The sequence below is a fragment of the Clostridium sp. genome (assembly GCF_036639235.1).
Classification (GTDB): domain Bacteria; phylum Bacillota; class Clostridia; order Clostridiales; family Caloramatoraceae; genus Clostridium_AB.
In genome coordinates this window covers 9,256-26,376 of record NZ_JAVWJB010000024.1, presented here as the reverse complement: position 1 = coordinate 26,376, position 17,121 = coordinate 9,256, and the positions used below count along the sequence as shown (strand labels likewise).

The 17,121-nt window shown below is 33.2% G+C and carries 12 protein-coding genes; 5 read left to right on the top strand and 7 right to left on the bottom strand.

From position 1 onward, the window contains the following. The first annotated feature begins 16 nt into the window (after positions 1-16). Together RR539_RS07150 and splB are read left to right on the top strand one after the other, a co-directional pair. Positions 17-1,231, top strand: a complete 1,215-nt coding sequence (locus RR539_RS07150; RefSeq protein WP_332473855.1) for an NAD(P)/FAD-dependent oxidoreductase — start codon at positions 17-19, stop codon at positions 1,229-1,231. A gap of 11 nt (positions 1,232-1,242) precedes the next feature. Continuing rightward, positions 1,243-2,265, top strand: a complete 1,023-nt coding sequence (splB, locus tag RR539_RS07145) for a spore photoproduct lyase (protein ID WP_332473856.1) — start codon at positions 1,243-1,245, stop codon at positions 2,263-2,265. Positions 2,266-2,329: 64 nt separating this feature from the next. Here splB and RR539_RS07140 read toward each other — a convergent pair whose 3' ends face one another. The 6 genes from RR539_RS07140 to RR539_RS07115 form a co-directional block, all read right to left on the bottom strand. Continuing rightward, positions 2,330-3,592 (bottom strand): VanZ family protein, encoded by a 1,263-nt coding sequence (locus tag RR539_RS07140; RefSeq protein WP_332500287.1) that lies wholly within the window; start codon positions 3,590-3,592, stop codon positions 2,330-2,332. A 42-nt stretch (positions 3,593-3,634) separates the two neighbouring features. Then, positions 3,635-4,681: a M56 family metallopeptidase gene (locus RR539_RS07135; RefSeq protein WP_332473858.1), complete on the bottom strand. Its 1,047-nt coding sequence runs from the start codon at positions 4,679-4,681 to the stop codon at positions 3,635-3,637. Positions 4,682-4,686: 5 nt separating this feature from the next. Further along, a complete protein-coding gene (locus RR539_RS07130; RefSeq protein ID WP_332473859.1) occupies positions 4,687-5,052 on the bottom strand; it encodes a BlaI/MecI/CopY family transcriptional regulator in 366 nt (121 codons plus the stop codon). A 204-nt stretch (positions 5,053-5,256) separates the two neighbouring features. After that, positions 5,257-6,087, bottom strand: a complete 831-nt coding sequence (locus RR539_RS07125; RefSeq protein ID WP_332473860.1) for a phosphatase PAP2 family protein — start codon at positions 6,085-6,087, stop codon at positions 5,257-5,259. Positions 6,088-6,095: 8 nt separating this feature from the next. Beyond that, the gene (locus RR539_RS07120; protein WP_332483689.1) at positions 6,096-6,752 is read right to left on the bottom strand and encodes a 4'-phosphopantetheinyl transferase family protein; all 657 of its coding nucleotides are present in this window, start codon (positions 6,750-6,752) and stop codon (positions 6,096-6,098) included. 553 nt (positions 6,753-7,305) lie between these two features. After that, entirely contained in the window at positions 7,306-9,858 is a 2,553-nt protein-coding gene (locus RR539_RS07115) for an AMP-binding protein (RefSeq protein ID WP_332483688.1), read from the bottom strand. 399 nt (positions 9,859-10,257) lie between these two features. On the opposite strand from RR539_RS07115, the gene putP reads away from it, so the two are divergent. Then, positions 10,258-11,787, top strand: a complete 1,530-nt coding sequence (putP, locus tag RR539_RS07110; RefSeq protein ID WP_332473863.1) for a sodium/proline symporter PutP — start codon at positions 10,258-10,260, stop codon at positions 11,785-11,787. 565 nt (positions 11,788-12,352) lie between these two features. Beyond that, entirely contained in the window at positions 12,353-12,730 is a 378-nt protein-coding gene (locus RR539_RS07105) for a hypothetical protein (protein WP_332473864.1), read from the top strand. Between the two features lie 401 nt (positions 12,731-13,131). Here the strand turns inward: RR539_RS07105 and RR539_RS07100 are convergent, their stop codons facing one another. Continuing rightward, positions 13,132-15,129 (bottom strand): methyl-accepting chemotaxis protein, encoded by a 1,998-nt coding sequence (locus RR539_RS07100; protein ID WP_332473865.1) that lies wholly within the window; start codon positions 15,127-15,129, stop codon positions 13,132-13,134. 511 nt (positions 15,130-15,640) lie between these two features. Here RR539_RS07100 and RR539_RS07095 point away from each other — a divergent pair. Beyond that, entirely contained in the window at positions 15,641-16,963 is a 1,323-nt protein-coding gene (locus RR539_RS07095) for a sodium-dependent transporter (RefSeq protein ID WP_332473866.1), read from the top strand. The last annotated feature ends 158 nt before the right edge of the window (positions 16,964-17,121 follow it).

Genomic DNA, 17,121 nt, shown 5'->3' with positions numbered 1-17,121 from the left:
TTAGGACGGTGAGATTATGAACACACAATATGTTAAAGGCGATAGTATTTTCAATAGAATTAATCCATGTATTAAGCAGTATCCATACCTAACTACTAATATTACAACAGATGTGATTATTGTAGGTGGAGGAGTTACTGGGGCTCTACTTTCATATTATTTTGGTAAAAACGGTATTTCATCTGTTGTTCTTGAGGGAGGACGTGTAGCCCATGGAAGTACAGGTGTTACAACATCCCTTCTACAATATGAACTAGACTCTAATGCAGGTGAATTATCTCAGTATACCTCAATTGACAATGTTATTAAGTCATATAACCTAGGAATTAAGGCACTTGATGAGATACATGAATTTGTTCGTAGTTATGGCAATAGCTTTGACTATACACCATCATCTAACCTTTTATACACTTCTAATAAGTCGGATGCTAAGGAGATTATTAATGAATACGAATTTAGAAGAAGTCACTCCCTTCCTGTTGAACTAATAACCCCTGATAACAACCCCTTCTCATTCCATGTTGAGGCAGGTGTTATAGCTAAGGATGGTGGAATCCAAATTGACCCATATAAATACACCCACGCACTACTTAACGCCTCAACCTCCCTTGGAGGTAAGGTCTTTGAAAATAGCGAGGTTGTTAAGGTTGAATATACTGAGGATGGGGTTATTGCACATACTGTTTATGACTATATGGTAAGTGGTAAGAAGATAATAGTTGCTACTGGTTTTAATACATCACTATTTACAGATAGGGTATTCGGCATTAAGACCACAACATTTAATATTTCTACCTACCCAATTAATGAACTTGATGAATTATATAAGGGTCTTAATATTCGAGATAACAAGGACCCATATAACTATATTAGATCAACAGTTGATAATAGACTTATTATCGGTGGTGAGGACATTAACTTCTTCCCAGACATTAATAACGAAGACCTATGCACTAAGAAGTACGGAATTTTAGAGCAGCGACTTAAGGATTTATTCCCAGATTATAATATTGATATTGAATATAGGTACTGTGGAGCATTTGCCTCAACACAGGATAATCTTGGGTTTATAGGACCTGACCCAAAACACAAAAATCTATGGTACTGCCTAGGTTATGGGGCTAATGGAATACTATTTGCTATTCTTGGATCTATGATGCTAACTAGTTTATATAAGGGTGAAACCCCAGAGTATATGGACCTATTTAGGGTTAATAGATTTGATAATTAGGAGGGGATTTTATGTTTATACCTAAGCGAATTATATTTGAAAAGGGTGCTGCTGACTATCCTATAGGTAGGTCTGTTTTAGATAGATTTTCTTCTAGGGATGATATTGAGATAATTAACCTTAACTCTAATAGGGTTAAGGGCTCTATCCCAGGAGACAACTTACATGATATGTACCGTGAGGGTAAGCGTACCCTAGTACTTGGGGTGAAGAAGGGACTTAAGTTCCAAAGCTGTAAACCCTCTGCACACTATATGCTTCCACTTGTTTCTGGATGTATGGGCCAGTGTCAGTATTGTTACCTTAATACACAGCTTGGGGATAAACCCTTCCTGAAAGTCCACGTTAATGTTGATGATATTTTAGATAAGGCCTCACAGTATACTAGGGAGCGTCTTCCTGAAATCACAATATACGAAGGTGCTGCTACAAGTGACCCTATACCTGTTGAACCATACACAGGCTCACTTTCTAGGGCTATTACCTACTTTGGTGAAAGAGAAGATTCTAGGTTCCGATTTGTTACTAAGTATACAGATGTTGATACACTACTAGATCTTCCCCACAACGGACACACAGAAATCAGGTTTAGCATTAATACCCAGACTGTAATAAATAGCTATGAGGGACTTACTGCCTCATGGGATAAAAGAATAGAAGCAAGTAGAAAGGTAGCCTCAGCTGGTTATCCTGTAGGATTTTTAATTGCTCCTGTTTTCATATATCCTGGCTGGAAGGAGGAATATACTGAACTTCTTAACCGTCTTAAATCGGTTATGCCAAGTGACTTATTACATCCCCTTACCTTTGAGGTAATATCACATAGATATACTCCTATTGCTAAGGAAAGAATTATGGAAATATTTCCTGATAACACACTACCTATGGCAGATGAGGATAGAAAATATAAATATGGTCAGTTCGGATATGGCAAGTATGTTTATACCAAGGAAGAAATGGGTGAACTTAAGGAGTTTTTTAAATCCTCACTTGAGTCGCTATTCCCTTCCTCTGAAATCAAATACATTATATAAAGGGAGTATGTCTAAATTTAATTTAGACATACTCCCTTACCTTATTTATAATATTCTACACATATTATTTTTCTGTTCTATATGCTACAACTGAAACTCCAGTAAATCCTTCTTCTCCATGACTACCCTTTATCTCAAGGCTATCTTCTTTCTTAAGTTCATTAAGAGATATCTCTTTTTCACTTAATACCTTCCCTGATCTAGTAATGGTTTTAAGTATTATTTTTGCTCCATCTTTTATTTTAATGGATTTGTTATTAGCGTATTCTCCATTTCCACTTGTAGCAATGCTTGTACCATTTCCATTATCCATAGTGCTTATAAGATTAATATTAACACTATTACCTTCTACACTATTTAAAAAACCTGAAATAGTATTAAAATTATCTACAACTGTATTACTATTATCTAATGGTTTTTCTGCTCCCTTTGAAAGAACAACAACCTCTGCTACTTCTCCATTTTTCCAAAGATTAATATTAGAGTAACTCTCTATACCTTCTAATTCATTAATAGTAATAGGCTTATACTTAACAGTTGTTGTCTTCTTATCTTCACTTATCTCCATAAATAGTATTTTACTGTCCTTTGTAACCTTTACTTTAGCCTTATCCATAAGCTTTTCTTCACTTGAACCCTTATAGGTTCTGCCTGTATAAAGACTTATTGCTCCATCTTTTCCATCTATATATGTACCTATAAAATCAGGCTTCCTCTTAGGAATATCCTCTTCACCTATGGTTAATGTTTCATGATCTGATATACCAAGAACATCTCCAAACTCATACTTTGCAACCCCATATCCTACTGCAAATACTATTAAGCTTAATACTATAGAAACCTTAACAAGAACTTCTCTACTACTAATTAATCTACAAACTAATAGATATACTCCATAGCCAAGGATTCCACCTAGTGTATTTAAAATAACATCATCCACATCTAAGCTTCCAATGTATAGGGTATACTGTAAAACTTCAAATATACTACTTATTACAAATGATAAAATCCCTATTTTCCAAAGCCTATTAAATGCTTTAAATATTAATGCTGTGCAATAACCAAGTGGTGCAAATAGGGCAATGTTCCCTAGTAAATTAAGTAATGCCCTAAACATATCTCCACTTTCACCATTAAAACAAGATACTATAGAATAAAATGGAATAAAATTTGCAGACCTAAACATTCCAAATATATTCCCTGATATAACCTGAGAAACTGATATATACTTAAACATAACTACCTTAAGTAATACAAGTATGTAAACAATGAAAAGCAGATAAAACAGCCCTTCAAATATAATTTTTTTATTTAACTTAAATGCCATTTACGATTATCCTTTCAAGGCCATAATTAATCACTAAGAAATCTATCTAAACAAGTCATCACTATACTCTAATATTTCTCCACTAGAAATACCTATAAATGACCTTGTTATTACCATACTTTCACTTTCCTTAATAATTGGGGATCCTTGAATCTTAACATTATCTACACTTACCTTTTCATATACCTCATATGAAAAATCAAGTGTTACTAATGATGCTATACATATAGCTCCTATTAATACCCTAGAAAATTCTCTACTATAGTTATTACTTAGAAATATTCTAGATATCCTCTTCTTAACTTCTATAGCCCCTTTATTAAATCCTAGTGTGAATATCCCATTGTTTGTCCTAGAACTTTTTACACTATTTAAAAGTGCCATTGCATATTCTTTCTTTCTCCCTATGGATAATGTTTCAACTACCTCTTCATCACATGATATTTCACAATATAGATTAAACATATTACTTAAAACATAAACCGTTGGGTTAAACCAATGAATAACCTTAACTAGATTAAGCATCAACTTGAATAGGTTGTCCCATCTTCTATAATGAACTAGTTCATGTTTAAATATTAATCTAATCTCATCCTCTGAATAATCTCTTCTTGGAATAATAATAAGAGGATTTAATATCCCAAATATTAAAGGTGTTGAAATCCCTTCTAACATGTAGAGCTTAACACTTCCCTTAATACTACATTTTCTCATCTCATCATTTAAGTAATTAATGTACTGATTCTCTACTATGTGCTTATATCTATTAACTCCAACCATAAACTTTATATAAAGGTAGGTATAATAGCTAAGTATTATCAACGAGCCAGTTACCCATATAATAAATAGTACAGATCCAAGGCCTACCCCCTTAGAACCCTCTATTGAAGAATTTACACCTAGTAACGCTACTGGAATACTTACTCCTACTCCCCCTACAATTAACATTCTAGCTACTATTAATCTGCAAATTGTATAACCTGTTTTATATGATATTTTGTTCTCTAAAGCTCCTCTAAAAAAGAAAAACCCTAGAATAATAACTCCCATACATAAAGACATTGTTATTAAATCTATAAATATCCCCATTATAACTACCTACTCTTTATCCACTGTTCAAGTTCCTTAATATCATCCTCTGATATAGCATTACTTTCACCTAGGGTTGAAACAATACTTTTTAAGGAACCATTATGTACAAATGAGAAAAACTCCTCAGTTTCAAACTTAATATATTCTTCACTACCTACTAAAACCTTATAAATAGTGCTTCTACCTTCCTTAAATGACTCTAAAAACCCCTTCTCAACAAGTCTTGATAGAACCTTTGATGTTGTTCCCTTAGACCAGTCGTAACTCTCCCCCATATAATCAGTAATATCCTTAGAGGACACTTCACCTTCTCCTCTACTCCATATGTACTTAATAACCTGATGCTCAGACTTAGGTAACTTCTTCATAAAACTCCTCCTGTGCGACATTTGTCTACTTATTAAAGTAATTATATACGACATTTGTCTACTATGTCAAATAAAAATGGAATAACCCCACAAATTGCTAAAGGGAGGCAAGGCTTCTTAACCCTCCTAACCTAAAAAGGAGCAATCCCTTATGAGAAAGCTCCTACTACATATTCTACCTTTAATATAAAAATCTAAGTTATTTTATAACTTTAACTTAGTAAAAATCATTGGATATAATCCAAGTCCAATAAAACATGTTATAGCATATCTAATAAAGTAAAACACATTACTCTCAGGTAAACATAACTTAAGTCCACCATGAACTATTCCAATTAAAACTATTCCAAGAGATACCCTTAAAACCTTTTTAAGCTTAGTTCCTCTAGTAGTAAATCCTACATATCTTCCCTCAAACCATATTCCTATAACAAATCCAAAGAACCCACCAAAAGCCTTAATAAAATCAGGTGAATTATTGATAAATAAAACAGGTAGGAAAAGTATAAACACTATTACATATAAAACAAGTCTATTTGAAACAATATTAAATAGCTTATAACAAGCTATAGAAGATAAAATTCCAAGGAATATTCCCGCTATAACATCTCTTGGGTAGTGAACCCCAAGATATAGTCTTGATAGCCCAATAAAAAATATTAAAACTCCAAATACTATATACACCCATCTTTTCTTAATGCCTATTGATAGTGCCGTATAAAAAGTAGATGCTCCTTGACTATGCCCACTTGGAAAAGAATATCCTGTAGCAGTTTCAGTTCTAAGGCTAACCACCCCAACCTGACCTATAGGTCTTGATGCCTTAAATATATCCTTAACAAAATTATTTATAAGCATACTTGTAAAATAGGAAAACCCAATATACTCACCAAACTCCTTATTAATTGCCCAGTAAATAGTACTTAAAACTCCTATAATAACTACTCCTTCACCACATACAGTTATAATCTGAAATATAAAATCTAAAAAAGGGCTACTAAATCCCTGTATAAACTTAATTACTTCTAATTCCATATATCCTCCTATTCTAGAACAATCTCTTTAAGCTCTACACCTTCACCAATGTAGCAGCTAGATGCCATATGACCATCTAATTCAAAGATATGTAATCTACAATTTAGTAATACTTCTTCCCTTGTAACAGTATTATTCATAAGATCTACACTAAAACTCTTTAATGGAGCAGCTAAACCCTCTCCAGTATACTTTATGTAGCTCTCTTTACAGGACCAAATCCTAAAAAACTCTCTAAGCTTATCTTCCCCTAAAAATCCCTTAAGATATTCACCTTCATCTATTGAATAAAACCTATCTATAATTTTAAGGTTAATACTACGAACCTTCTCTATATCAACACCTATAGGGTATTTACTAAGACCACACAGAACATAATCCCCTGAATGGGATAAATTATAATGAAGTGATTCCTTAGTAAAATCAGGCTTACCTCTATCTGAGTACTCTATAGTTAAGTCATCAAACTTATATCCTACATCCCGAAGTCCCATTCTCAAAACAACCTCAGATGCTAAAGAACGTACCCTATCCTCATAAACCCTAAGCTTCATAACCTTATCTCTTCTATAATCAGAAACACTGTTATACCAATGGTTAAATCTTTCTTCTATAGAATTAACCTTCATAAAATAAAGCCTAGTAATACCTAAATCCTTACCCATGCTTCCTCCATAAACCAAATAATACCCTAATTATATCATATAAAAAAGCTAGTGATATACTCACTAGCTCTTGTGGCTTTTATAAAGACACTAGCCTTAGTCTCTTCCAATTATATTGATGAATCTTCATGGTGAGATGTAGTGTCCTAGACTGTACCCTTAGGTTTTGACTTAGAACCTATCATCTTAGGCTTTTTAAAGCCCCCTCCATCTTTCTTGAAGCATATTGACTAACCTAATGGTGGTGTGAGTTAACCACCTACACACTATCATTAAAGCACCAATCCTTCATGTAGATATTTACTATATGATCATTGCATTGAGTAGGAACTTAGAGGTTCTTAAGTGAAAAATCCAGAGAGACCTTAGAAAAAACCGTAGTGTTTGAAGGCTTCGCCTGAGTTTTACGGTTGTCTTAGGTATCTCTGGATTTTTTATTTTAGAACCTCTTGTTACTATCTCACTAGCCAATGATCATATAGTAAATTCTACTGACCCTTACTTTAATTAAGGTAGCTTGGTGGTTAACTCACTCCACCTGTAGAAAATCACCCTATATGCTGATAATCTCTTTTTTTATGGCTGCATTAATTTCAGCTATTGTTTTACCCTTAGGACAAATTGGCTTACCAAATACTATTTCTATTTTATGTCTTGAGAATGACTTAAAATTAAACAGTTTTGGCATAAATCTTCCCTTTGGATATACATTATATCCACCCTTAATTTTAACAGGAATAATAGGTGTTTCGGAATCAAGTGCAAGCTTAGCAGCTCCTTCCTTAAACTCTTTAAGGTTTCCGTCATCTGTTCTTGTTCCCTCAGGGTGAATCAGTAATATGTTTCTCTTATTTAAAACTTCTAAACATCTCTTAAGTGCAGGTGTTGAATTTCCTGTTCTGTTAACAGGTATTCCTCCAAATACTCTTAAGAAAAACTGTCCTACCTTATTCTTTGCTATTTCTTCCTTAGCAAGGCAGAAATAACTCTTTCTGTGCTTTTTCGGAAGTGAACCTGCAACCCAAAGTCCATCTAAGTTGGTTTCATGGTTAGGACATAGGATATACCCCTGATCATCAGGAATATTTTCAATTCCTTTAACTTGGAACTTCCAGAACACTTTAAGTGCTTCAACAGACATTCTAAAAACTAAGTTATGTGCAGCATTTCTAATTGCTGGGAACTTCTCAATATCATAGAATCTTTTTTCACTTGTTCTTGAACTAGCACCGCAAGTTGCAATTTCTATAACATCACCAACAGTAAACTGTGGTCCTATTTTCATGCTTATATCTACTCCATACTCATTTTCTACATTAAAGCTAAGCTCTGCCATAGAAATTGAGTCAAACCCTAATTCCTCTTGAAGTCTACTTGATACAGTAACATTAACTCCCCTTGATACTAGGTCCTTCTTAATCTTATATACCATAGAAATTATATTTGATTCTGGAGTATATTCTTCAGATCTACATTCACATGCAACCTCTTCTTGAACAGTAGTTGCCATTTCCTTTAGAAGATGTCTTTTTACCTTCCCAAGTGTAGTTGCAGGTATAGACTCTACAAAGTGTATTCCTGTAGTTCTAAAGCTAGAAGTAAGCTCTGCAGACCTTTCAAGTATAGCCTTGTTAACCGCCTCTTTATCACTTGCTATAACGAATAAGTGTATCTCATCATACCCCTTATCCTTAACATTAATTCCGCAGCAAGCAATGTCTTCAATACCTTCAACATCCTTGTAAAGTGCTTCTATATCTATAGGAGCAACCTTTTTACCTGTTTGAAGTACTATAATTTCCTTACTTCTACCTGTAATAACAAGCTTTCCATTTAAATCTAATATTCCAAGGTCACCTGTTTTAAAGTATCCCTCTTCATTAAATGCTTCACTTGTTGTTTTTTCATCTCTAAAATACCCCTTCATCATACAAGGAGTTTTTATTAAAATCTCACCTATACCGTTATGATCAGGCTCTCCTATTTTAACCTTAACCCCTTTCCCTACTATAGAACCATTAGTTCCTGGTGAGTATTCTGATGGTACAGTTGTTGTAACAGGAATATTTGTTTCTGTTAGCCCGTACATCGCATAGAACTCAACACCGAATCCAAAGTAAAAGTCTGCTGTTTCACGGCTTATCATTGCAGCTCCACAGAAAAACTCTCTTAGGTTTCCTCCAAATGCCTGCTTATTAATAGGAGAGAATATTCCCTTACCTATATTTATTTTAAGGTTTTTTCTTGTAAATATTGATGCTTTATTCATTTTCATCATAGTATTTCTAAAGAAATTACCCTTTGACTTTAATCCAAGTTCTATTTTTTCAAGGAATACATCATATACCTTTGGAACAGCTCCAAATGATGTAGGTTTGTACTCCTGAAATGCTGCTGAAAGCTTTACTGGACTTGGTTTTTCAATAATAAATGTTTCACAACCAAGTAGGAAGCATGAAGTAAAGAATGTAAGTCCTGCTATATGGAAAGGTGGCATGATATTTAGCACCTTTTTTCTATATCCAGTGTAATAATTTTCAATACAAACTTTAGATGCTAAGTCCATTGAATCATATGTAACCATAACTCCCTTAGCACTACTAGTAGTTCCAGATGAATAAATAATTGCAAATACATCCTCATCTATATCCATTATTTCTTTCTTTACGCTACAACCATTAATTAAGTTATACCCCTTATCAAGACTATATACTGGAAAGTTCTTATAGTCCTCCTTATTAAGGGCATCAAAAATCTCATCATATATAAATAGGCAGCTTAAGTCTGAATTCTTAATTAGCCTATCAATTTCGTCACTTGGTAATGAGGAATCTATAAGTACAGATGTTGTTTCACTCTTAAGTGATCCAAATAAAGCTGTTATCCACCACGGTGAATTAGCTCCAACAATACCTATTCTGTCTCCAGATTTTATTCCAATTGAAGCAAGTTTAGTAACTAGCTCCTCTGCATTTTTCTTAATCTCACCAAAAGTATATTCTTCCCTATTCCCATTGTCTCTAGCGTAAATAATAGCAACAGTTTCCTTATACTTATTACATACACTCTCTAGCCTCTCAGCTAATCTATATTTCCCTAATTTCATTATATTTCTCACTCCTAATAACACACATTTTATAACATAATATCAAAATCTTCTTATTTAATTAAAAATATTCTTTTTTCTGATAATTATCCATCTACCTATAACCTACATTACAAATAATTTTGTAAACATATGTCGCTATGATGTAGCATAATTATATCATAATGAAGTTCTATTTTCATTATGATATTTACTACTAAATTTATAAATATTTGTAGTTTTATTTTCATAATTTAGTGAAAACCTTTTCTTTAGTTCAAATCCCCTTAAATATTGAAAATACAATTGTTTATAGGGTTTTAATATGATAATATATTCATATTGTTTAATTGTATACCAATATATTATTGAGTGGAATAATTAATTAATTTATAAAAATTAATACAAGGAGGACATTTTATGGACTTTTATCTGTTTATTGCAATTGTATTCTATATGTTAGTTCTATTATCAATTGGATACTACTCATATAAGAAAACAACAAATATTAATGACTACATGCTAGGGGGCAGAGACCTTGGCCCTGCAGTTACAGCATTATCTGCTGGAGCTAGTGACATGAGTGGATGGATGCTTATGGGACTACCAGGTGCAGTTTTCGCTGCTGGACTATCCCAGATGTGGATTGCTGTTGGATTAACAGTTGGTGCATATCTAAACTATTTATTACTAGCACCTAAATTTAGAGTATATACTGAGGTTGCAAATGATTCTATGACTATTCCTGATTTCCTAGAGAATAGATTTAAGGATACATCAAGAATGCTAAGACTTATTTCAGGAACACTGATTCTTGTATTCTTTGTTTTATATGTATCATCAGGAGTTGTAGCTGGAGGAAAACTATTTATTTCATCATTCGGATTAAGCTACACACTTGGAGTTGTAATTACTTTATCAGTAGTTGTTTTATATACATTCTTCGGTGGATTTATTGCTGTTTCATTAACAGATTTCTTCCAAGGATGCTTAATGTTCGTTACTATTATTGCAGTACCTGTTGTTGCTTACATGAACATAGACATGGCACCTGGTACATTTGTAGAACAAATTACTGCTATTAATCCTTCACTATTTGATATATTTAAGGGTACAAGCGTTATTGGTATTATAAGCTTACTTGCATGGGGTCTTGGATACTTTGGACAACCTCATATTATAGTAAGATTTATGGCTATAAAGTCTACTTCTGAACTTAAGTCAGCAAGAAGAATAGGTATTGGCTGGATGGCATTTGGATTACTTGGAGCTGTTGCAAGTGGTATGACAGGACTTGTATACCTAAATCAAAAAGGTATTAAACTTGAAGATCCAGAAACAGTATTCCTAGTACTTGGAGATATTCTATTCCATCCATTTATTACAGGAATTATACTTGCAGCAGTACTTGCAGCTATTATGAGTACAATCTCATCACAGCTTCTAGTATGTGCAAGTTCAGTAACTCAGGACTTCTACTTAACATTCTTTAAAAAGGATATTTCAGATAAGAAGAAGATTGTAATTAGTAGATGTGCTGTTGTAGGAGTTGCTTTAGTTGCTACTATATTTGCATACCTAGATAATAAGTCAATACTTAATATAGTAGGTCAAGCATGGGCAGGATTTGGCTGTTCATTTGGACCTGTAATACTTATGAGTTTATACTGGAGAAGAATGACTAAGTGGGGTGCACTATCAGGAATGCTAGCTGGAGGACTTACTGTTATAGGATGGATATCTGCTAGAGGATTTATTTCAACTATGGGAGTTCCTGCACCAGATTTCTTAATATCCATGTTATCTATGTATGAAATGGTACCTGGATTCTTAGCTTCATTAATTGCAACTTATGTTGTAAGTAAGTTTACAGCAAAACCAGAAGGGGTAGATGCAGACTTTGATAAGATGGATGCAATACTTCTAGAAGATTCAAAGAAAATAAGTTAATCATTTAGAGAATATCAAATAAATTAAATTTGGTATTCTCTTTTTTTCTTGCATTAAGTTTATCATGATGAGATGTTGCCTCCTATTCTGACCGCGTCTGGGATTTCTCCTAGAATCTCTAAGGTCCAAAAATACCAACACCCTAAGGGCAGACTAAAACTCGCCGGAGGCTCAAACACTAGTCTTTCCTAAGGGTCTTGGTATTTTTGAACCTAAGATTTTCTAAGTCGAAACCCAAGGGTACATCATAGGAGGCAACATCTCATCATCAACTTTTTTCATCCAAATGTAAGGTTTCAAATTTAATTTCTATGATAGTTCTTTTTGATTAACTATGTAATTCTATTGAACTTCTTTCCGTAGGATGGAGGCTTTTGGGGCGGGGATGGACTTGTAATTTAAGTGTTCTTAGCTCTTTATATTAGTGAAATTCTTTTAAATTAGATAAAACTTATTATTGTTTTCACGAGAAAGTTTCGGATTTTTCTTCTAAATAGTAGTATTTTTAACTACACTATAATTAAGGGGCTATGCTTCTTATAGAATTTTTGTTGAGGTGATTAATATGGATAATAGTTTTAAGGATTTGTTTGTTTCGTTAATTAAGCTTTCCTTTGATTTAAGTCATAAAGGTATACTTCATACTAAGGTTGATGCTCTTTATAGTGATATTACTTCTAGCTACCTTCAGGGTGCTGTTAACTATGTTAAGGAGGGGTATACCCCTGATATAGTTGATTGTTACTTAGACTCTGAGCTTCAAATTATAATGAAAAATCATATACTTCAAGATAGAAACATTCGAGAGTTATATATTATAAAGCACACATTTAAGTATATTCGAGAAGAAAGCATAGACAATATTATTATGTTCGCAAGACCCTATGTTACAGACGAAGAATACGGAGAGCTTTGGTATTACAACCACACCCTAAAATCATAAATTATTATAGCAATTAATATAACCAACCTACTTACAAATCTTTAACCCTAATCATTAGAGCTAATCATTAACATATAAAATAAAACCTCCACTCTATCCACTCTCTATAAAAAATAACTAACTCCATTAACCTAGTCTATGGGAGCTGTACATGGTGGAGGGGCGAGTAATTTCTGGTATCATTGGGTTTCGACTTAGATGCTCTTAGGTTCAAAACCTTAAAGACACTTAGGGATGGCGGCGTGTTTGAAGCTTTAGCTGAGTTTTAGCCAGCCCTTAGTGAATTTAAGGTTTTGTGCCTTAGAGCATCTTGAAGAAATCCCACTAGCATACTAGAAATTACTCGCCCCCCACCTTAACTAACCCAAAACCAAAGGCACCCCACATGGAGTGCCTTATTTTTATACCTTAAATCTTTTAATTATTGTGTAGATTTCACCTGCTAGTTTTTGAAGGTTATGTGCTGAATTATTTAGCTGATTAACCTTATCTGATTGGGTTTCAGTTGAAGCACATACTTCTTCAGTTGCAGCTGCTGACTGCTCTGATACAGCTGATATGTTTTGAAGCTTGTCTATAAATCCATCCTTTAGTGTGCTTATTTCATCAAGGTGGTTATTTACCTTATTAATAAACCCTTCAAGTGTGTTTATTTCATCTCCAATATTAGCAAATGCTCCTTCTGTTTCATTAACATTTTGGTTAATTTTCTCTACAATTTCCTTAGAATGATTTATTTCATCTACAACAACATTAATATCTTTTATATTTTCCTTAATTATACTCTCTATTTCCTGTGCAGAAACTGATGATTGCTCTGCTAGTTTTCTTATTTCATCTGCAACAACAGCAAATCCACGTCCAGCCTCTCCTGCTCTAGCTGCTTCTATACTAGCATTAAGTGCAAGTAGATTAGTCTGGTCAGTTATAGATTTAATAACGAAAATAATGTCGCTAATTTGCTTTGAGTTATCCTCAAGTATCTTAGCCTTACCAACTACACTATTAATAGATTTTTGATTCTCTTCTTTAATAAGGTTAAGTTCATTAATAACTCCTGTACCTTGTATTACAGCCTTTTTAACCTCCTCAGAGTTCTTAGCAACACATCCTGAACAATCTATTATTTCGATTATTCTATCTCCAAGTTCAACTGAAAGTGAAACACTGTTATCAAGGGATTCTGACTGTTCAACAGTTCCTTGAGTTAACTGATTTATTGCCTCTGAGATATTAGTGCTTATTTCCTTAGATTCATCTGCTACATGGCTAACGTCATCCGCTTCCCTAGCAAGGTCCCTGGACACTTCTCCTGCTGTTCTTAGAACCTTAACCATGTCTGAAATCATAAGATTTGCACAATCACCAATTTCATAGAACTCCTTAGTACTCATAGAATTTACATCTATTTTTCCTGTAAAATTACCCTCTTTACACTCCATAAGAACATTAATAATTTTTTTAGAAATACTTGCTAATTTACTTGAATAAATAAGTGCTATAATACCTGCAATAACTAAAACTAAGATAGATATAATAATTGGAGCAATAATATTCCCTGTTCCAAGTTCAACTACTTCTTTTCTATCCATAAACCCATAGAATGTATACCCTATATCCTTATTTTCTATTTTCTCTAAAATATAATCCTCATTGTAGATCTCTATAATTTCCTCATTTTGAAGAGATTTAAGTTTCTCCCCAAACTCCTCTTTGCTAAGACTTTTACCTAATAAATCTTTTTTGCTACTTGCTATTATATGCTCATTGTTATGTGCTACAAATAAGAATCCATTTTCTCCTATTTTAGACTTTGAAACCATTTCCGATAGGCTTGTAAGCTGAATATCTACAGCAACAACTCCTATAACATTTCCACTATTATCAACTACCTTCTTTGATAATGTAATTATGTCAGTATTAGTAAAGTCATCAAAATAAGGAGCTGAAATAGCTATATTATCGCTATTTCTAACTGAGGTATACCAACCTCTTTTTCTTGGGTCGTATCCACTTGGCAATTGTCTTGAAGGTGAAAGTAGTGTTTCTCCATTTTCTCCTCCCATATAAACAGTTGCCGATCCTTTGTTGTTTAAATTAACTCCTTTAAAAACCTCAATAGCCTTAGCCTTTGATTCAGGACTTAAAAATGCCCCCTTAATAAATGGGTCATGTGATAGCATACCTATGTATTCCTTATTCTTAGATACAAGATATTCAATCTCCCTTTGGGATTCCTTAATACTGGCTGTTGCTAGATTTTTAAATTCCTTGTCAGCTGCGGTGTATTCAGACTTAATAAGGTTAACCCCAAGTAGGATTATAGGAATAATACTGGTTATAATAAGTATTCCTATAATCTCCCACCTAAGACTAAAATGCCTTTTTCTATTTTTCATAAAAACACTCCTAGCTAATTTATTTTCTGTACCCATTAATCATGATAATACCAAACAAAACAAGCAACTTAGGTAAAATAATACATTCTATATAGAAACTTATTCTATATTTCTATTAATATTCCTTGAAATTCTTTTACAATTTCCTCAATATTTTATTATATTTTTTATAGCTTTTAAATTTTTATAATTGCTTTATTAAGTTTTAGATAGTATACTGTGATTAAATTAACAATTAGGAGATGGATTTATTATGTTTAACAGAGCTACTATAATAACTCAACTTAATAACTGCTATTATTGCTATTATAGATAGGTTTGTATTTGTGATTTGAATTTACGTCATCATAGATACAAACCATAATGTTTGTATCTATGATGGCTTTAACGTGTATATTTTTAAGGCCACATAGATAATATGTGGCTTTTTAGCATCCTAGGTAAGTCTTTAGGGCCACATATGATTATGTGGCCCTTTTATATTATAAAAAAGATTTTAAGGAGATTTACTATGGATAACACTAACACTCGTGAAGAGTTTTCATCTAGATTTGGATTTATAATATCATGTGTAGGAGCTGCACTGGGACTTGGGAACATATGGATGTTTTCATACAAGCTTGGAGCATACGGTGGAGCTGCATTTTTAATACCATACTTTTTCTTTGTATTTGTACTTGGTTCAACTGGACTTGTAAGTGAGTTTGCATTTGGTAGACGCCACAGAGCTGGTTCACTTGTTGGAATCGAAAAAACATTTAAGAGTCGTAAACTTAAAGGCGGTACATTTGTAGGGGCTATCCCATCTATAGGACTTATGGGAGTTCTTATGTTCTACACAGTTGTAATTGGCTGGGTACTTAAGTACTTTGCACTTTCAGTTACAGGTGAAATGATGACAATGAACCCTACTAATTTCTTTGATAATTTCTCAGGAACAACATCATCTATTCCTTGGTTCTTCCTTGCAATGTTTATAACTGCTGCAGTTGTATGCTTTGGTGTAACTAAGGGAATTGAAAAACTTAACAAGATTATAATGCCACTTATACTTATATTATTTGTTTGTTTAACAGTAAGATCACTAACACTTCCAGGTTCAATGGAAGGAGTAAAATACCTTGTAACTCCAGACTTTAGCTTCCTACTTAAAGCTGAAACCTGGGTTATGGCACTAGGTCAAGCCTTCTTTACACTTTCACTTAATGGATGTGGAATGGTTGTTTACGGAAGTTACATTAACGATAAATTCAACATACCTTCATGTGCAATAACAACTGCAATTGGAGATACTGTAGCTGCACTACTAGCATCATTTATGATTATTCCTGCAGTATTTGCATTTGGACTTGATGTTGCAGCTGGACCATCACTATTATTTATAACTATACCTAAGGTATTCCAGGCAATGCCTTTTGGAGGATTCCTAAGTATACTATTCTTCCTAAGCATTATATTTGCAACTATTTCTTCATCAATTAATATGCTTGAGGGACCAGTTGAAGGACTTATGACTAGATTTAAAATGGGAAGAAAAAAGGCATCAATACTAATAACTACAATATGCTTTGTATGTGCACTTCCACTAGCAACTAGCATGGAAAGATTCGGTGCATTTACTGACTTTGTAACTATAGTTATATCACCACTTTGTGCACTTATAGTAGCAGTAGTATTCTTCTACCTAACAGATAAAGATCAAATTATGAATGAAATAAACAAGGGTAGAGTTAAACCAATAGGAAACTGGTTTATTCCATTTGGTAAATACCTATTTGTTATAGTAATTGTACTTATAACAATACTAGGTGTTAACTATGGAGGAATCGGCTAAACCCATAAATATTAAAAAGTAATGGTCTCTATTGTTACTAGGTACGTGCTTATTAACTTATTACATATTTTAAAAAGGTGTATAAGTATTTTAGCGTAAATAAGCATCTACCTATAACAATAGAGCCTTTATATTATAGGAGGAATTATAATGAATTT

Bases quoted from the DNA above. Each gene is read 5' to 3' on its own strand.
- RR539_RS07150 (WP_332473855.1), top strand. From the start codon at position 17: ATGAACACACAATATGTTAAAGGCGATAGTATTTTCAATAGAATTAAT.
- splB (WP_332473856.1), top strand. From the start codon at position 1,243: ATGTTTATACCTAAGCGAATTATATTTGAAAAGGGTGCTGCTGACTAT.
- RR539_RS07140 (WP_332500287.1), bottom strand. From the start codon at position 3,592: ATGGCATTTAAGTTAAATAAAAAAATTATATTTGAAGGGCTGTTTTAT.
- RR539_RS07135 (WP_332473858.1), bottom strand. From the start codon at position 4,681: ATGGGGATATTTATAGATTTAATAACAATGTCTTTATGTATGGGAGTT.
- RR539_RS07130 (WP_332473859.1), bottom strand. From the start codon at position 5,052: ATGAAGAAGTTACCTAAGTCTGAGCATCAGGTTATTAAGTACATATGG.
- RR539_RS07125 (WP_332473860.1), bottom strand. From the start codon at position 6,087: ATGGAATTAGAAGTAATTAAGTTTATACAGGGATTTAGTAGCCCTTTT.
- RR539_RS07120 (WP_332483689.1), bottom strand. From the start codon at position 6,752: ATGGGTAAGGATTTAGGTATTACTAGGCTTTATTTTATGAAGGTTAAT.
- RR539_RS07115 (WP_332483688.1), bottom strand. From the start codon at position 9,858: ATGAAATTAGGGAAATATAGATTAGCTGAGAGGCTAGAGAGTGTATGT.
- putP (WP_332473863.1), top strand. From the start codon at position 10,258: ATGGACTTTTATCTGTTTATTGCAATTGTATTCTATATGTTAGTTCTA.
- RR539_RS07105 (WP_332473864.1), top strand. From the start codon at position 12,353: ATGGATAATAGTTTTAAGGATTTGTTTGTTTCGTTAATTAAGCTTTCC.
- RR539_RS07100 (WP_332473865.1), bottom strand. From the start codon at position 15,129: ATGAAAAATAGAAAAAGGCATTTTAGTCTTAGGTGGGAGATTATAGGA.
- RR539_RS07095 (WP_332473866.1), top strand. From the start codon at position 15,641: ATGGATAACACTAACACTCGTGAAGAGTTTTCATCTAGATTTGGATTT.